Origin of the sequence: Neisseria sp. P0014.S002, assembly GCF_051958295.1 — a bacterium.
GTDB classification, from domain to species: domain Bacteria; phylum Pseudomonadota; class Gammaproteobacteria; order Burkholderiales; family Neisseriaceae; genus Neisseria; species Neisseria flavescens_B.
The window spans coordinates 1-2,965 of sequence record NZ_JBQCVO010000023.1 but is presented as its reverse complement, the minus strand read 5'-3'; the positions used below and the strand labels follow the sequence as shown (position 1 = coordinate 2,965).

Genomic DNA, 2,965 nt, shown 5'->3' with positions numbered 1-2,965 from the left:
CCCTTCCGATTGCAAAACCAGTATTGCGACCGTGAAACTGGGCTGCATTACAATTTCTTCAGGTATTACGAGCCTGAAGTAGGTCGGTTTGTGAATCAGGATCCGATTGGGTTGCTGGGTGGGGAGAATCTGTATGCGTTTGCGCCTAATACTCAAACTTGGATTGACTTTTTAGGGCTTGAAAAAATATTAACGAAAGGAGTTATTTATCGATCAGGATCAAATAGTAATATCAATTTAACTCCTCGCCCTGGTAAAGATACTACTACTGGTTTATCTGCATCTTTAGATAAACAACCTGGTAAATGTCAAGCTATTTATGTATGTAAACTTCAAGGAAGTGGGCTTGAGGCAGTCAATGATCATGGACGACACGTTTCCATTCGTCCTGTAAACGATCCCAATAAATCAAAGCTTGTTGAATGGGCTAATACTCGTGAAAATGCTTCTACAAATCCATCTATCTATACTCAGAAACTACAACAAGCAATCCCACAGAATAATACTAGTTCCAGATCATATCGGTTGGTATCTCGCGGGAGTGGCAGAATGGGGTGTGTAACTTGCAAGCAAGGTCCAACTCATCGATTCACTATAAATAATCTATATCAGTAAACTGGATACAAAACTATGGAAGATTTAAATAAAAATGTTTTAGATTTAATGAATAATTACTCACAAATACTAAGTCGAAGAAATGAAGTTTACAAAGCATCATTTTTTCAATTAAATAATCAGCCAAATAAAAATCATGAGCTAGGCATTTCTATTTTATTAAAAGAGGAACTACTAAATGAAAAAGACATTGATTTATTTGATATCATATTAAAATATGAAGAAAAAGAACCTATAAACATCTATATTCATGAAGTTAGTATTTGCACATCTGATGGAATCATATATTTAGAATTTTCTAATATGATGCTTTTAAAGAAAGATTTTATTCGTTTCCTTAGATTATTTTTAGATGAATCCATAAGACTATATAAAAAAAATGTAATTTTGTATCTTACCCCCTAATGAAACTTAGATTATATAAGTATTTAACAAAAAATTGAGATGTATAAATAAACTTTCAGACGACCCTATTCCTCAGATAGGGTCCTAAGGATTAGCCATAAAATCATCCAGTTCTACGTTGTCTTAAGGAGTTATGCTCTAGTCCATACCCTTGACAACCTGATCCACCGCGAACTGGCAAACGGCGAAGTGCAGAACTATTTCTACGACCTGCACGACCAACTGGTTAAAGTCGAAATCTTCAAAAAAGACGGCACGAAAGAAACTTGGTCCTACAGCTACGACGCCTTGGGCAGAAGGATAGGCAAAGGCCGTCTGAAAAACAAAGAAGTTTCAGACGGCCTCGAAGAGGAAACCGGATTCGTTTGGGACGGCAGCCATTTGCTGCAAGAAGTCCACCCGGACGGCAGATATACCTATATCTATACCGATCCCGACAGCTACGAACCTTTGGCACAGGTACACAACCGGACCAACAAAGAAGGCGAAAGCTGCCAACAAACTCTCTACTTCCACTGCGACCAAATCGGCATCCCGCGCGAGATGACCGACATCCACGGCAATCTGGTTTGGTTTGGGGAGTATTACGGTTGGGGCAAACTGAAGAGTGAAACCAAGGTAACGGATAGCGCATACCAGCCCTTCCGCCTGCAAAACCAGTACGCTGACCGTGAGACAGGGCTGCATTACAACTTCTTCAGGTATTATGAGCCTGATGCGGGTCGGTTTGTGAATCAGGATCCGATTGGTTTGTGGGGTGGCTTTAACGTTTATCAGTTTGCACCGAACGTTCAAGGTTGGCTTGACATATTAGGATTAAAAAATAAATTTGCATTTGACCATCCTGATTGTATTGCTAGACGTAAAAAGATTAGCAATATAGAAAATGATATTATTAAAAGAAATCAAGAAATCAAAGCTAATCCTGGAAATTTACCATATAAGCACAAACCTGGTATGAAGCCTAGAGATTCAGTTGAAGGACATATTCAACTAGTTGAACAACTTAAAGAAACTTTGAAAAAACATAAACAATGGTTAAATGATAATTGCGATGATTTACCTCCACGTAGCAGGAGCTGGTAGTTTAGCATTGCCATAATTTTAAAATATAAAGGCTATGAAAATGAACTATAAAATAATTAGTGCAATGAGCAATCTAGAAATAATTAAATATTTACACTCATTAGAAAATAAAAAGGATTTACAAGATGCTTTGGAATATATTTCTCTAAACTTAGATAGCACAATATTTCAACCTACTATTGATAACGACACATTCTTTTTTATATATCACCTCCTCAGTAATAAAAAAATAATCCAAAATAGGGGGCTTTGGGAATTTATTATTACCCTAGAAAGTTCAGATCTTGACTTTTCCCAAATAACTAAAGCTAAAAGGTTTAAATTAATAAATAAAATTACTTCAGCGTCTGAGCTTTATGAAAGTTCAGTGGCTTGCGAAATAGGAAGATTTATTATTCGATATTTATTAATTAATAAACCTGAAAGACTAAAATATATCTTAGATATTAAAAAAGAGTTAGATAAAAAAATAGCCAAGTGTAATTATTTAGATATGTTATATTTTATGTTTCTAGACTATCAAGACAATTCTGAAATTAATCAAAGCGAAAAAGAAAATATTACTAAACTATTAGTAAAAAATTAGTAAATCATAGTTTTTCTTACAAACATTGTTCCCTTTTTAAAACTAAGTTGCTCCGCATCATTAGATATAACGATAGCAAGCCGCAATTCGCATGAAATCTCCACAATATAGGGTGTTGCGGTTTCTACTTTTCAGACGACCTCGATCCTTTTTCGAGGTCGTCTGAACTATTTGTTCTTTAACAATCTAAGCCAAAACCGCCTACGAATACGGCCAGGACGGTCTGCCGACCCGACGCACCAATGCGCTGGGTCATACCTTCGGCTACCATTA

General features: G+C 36.2%; 3 protein-coding genes and 1 pseudogene. All 4 read left to right on the top strand.

The window, feature by feature from the left end; genetic code table 11:
• Positions 1–615: RHS repeat-associated core domain-containing protein (locus tag ACTHSX_RS10395; RefSeq protein WP_440377600.1), on the top strand; the 615-nt coding region annotated here is incomplete at its 5' end.
• A gap of 15 nt (positions 616–630) precedes the next feature.
• On the top strand, positions 631–1,020 hold the full coding sequence (locus ACTHSX_RS10390) for a hypothetical protein (RefSeq protein WP_440377599.1): 390 nt from the start codon (positions 631–633) through the stop codon (positions 1,018–1,020).
• Between the two features lie 150 nt (positions 1,021–1,170).
• Positions 1,171–1,839 (top strand): annotated as a pseudogene (locus tag ACTHSX_RS10385) (RHS repeat domain-containing protein); the annotation flags it as partial.
• Positions 1,840–2,146: 307 nt separating this feature from the next.
• Complete coding sequence (locus ACTHSX_RS10380) at positions 2,147–2,692, top strand: hypothetical protein (protein ID WP_440377598.1); 546 nt, start codon at positions 2,147–2,149, stop codon at positions 2,690–2,692.
• The last annotated feature ends 273 nt before the right edge of the window (positions 2,693–2,965 follow it).

Coding starts and splice junctions, on each gene's coding strand:
- ACTHSX_RS10380 (WP_440377598.1), top strand. CDS start 2,147: ATGAACTATAAAATAATTAGTGCAATGAGCAATCTAGAAATAATTAAA.
- ACTHSX_RS10390 (WP_440377599.1), top strand. CDS start 631: ATGGAAGATTTAAATAAAAATGTTTTAGATTTAATGAATAATTACTCA.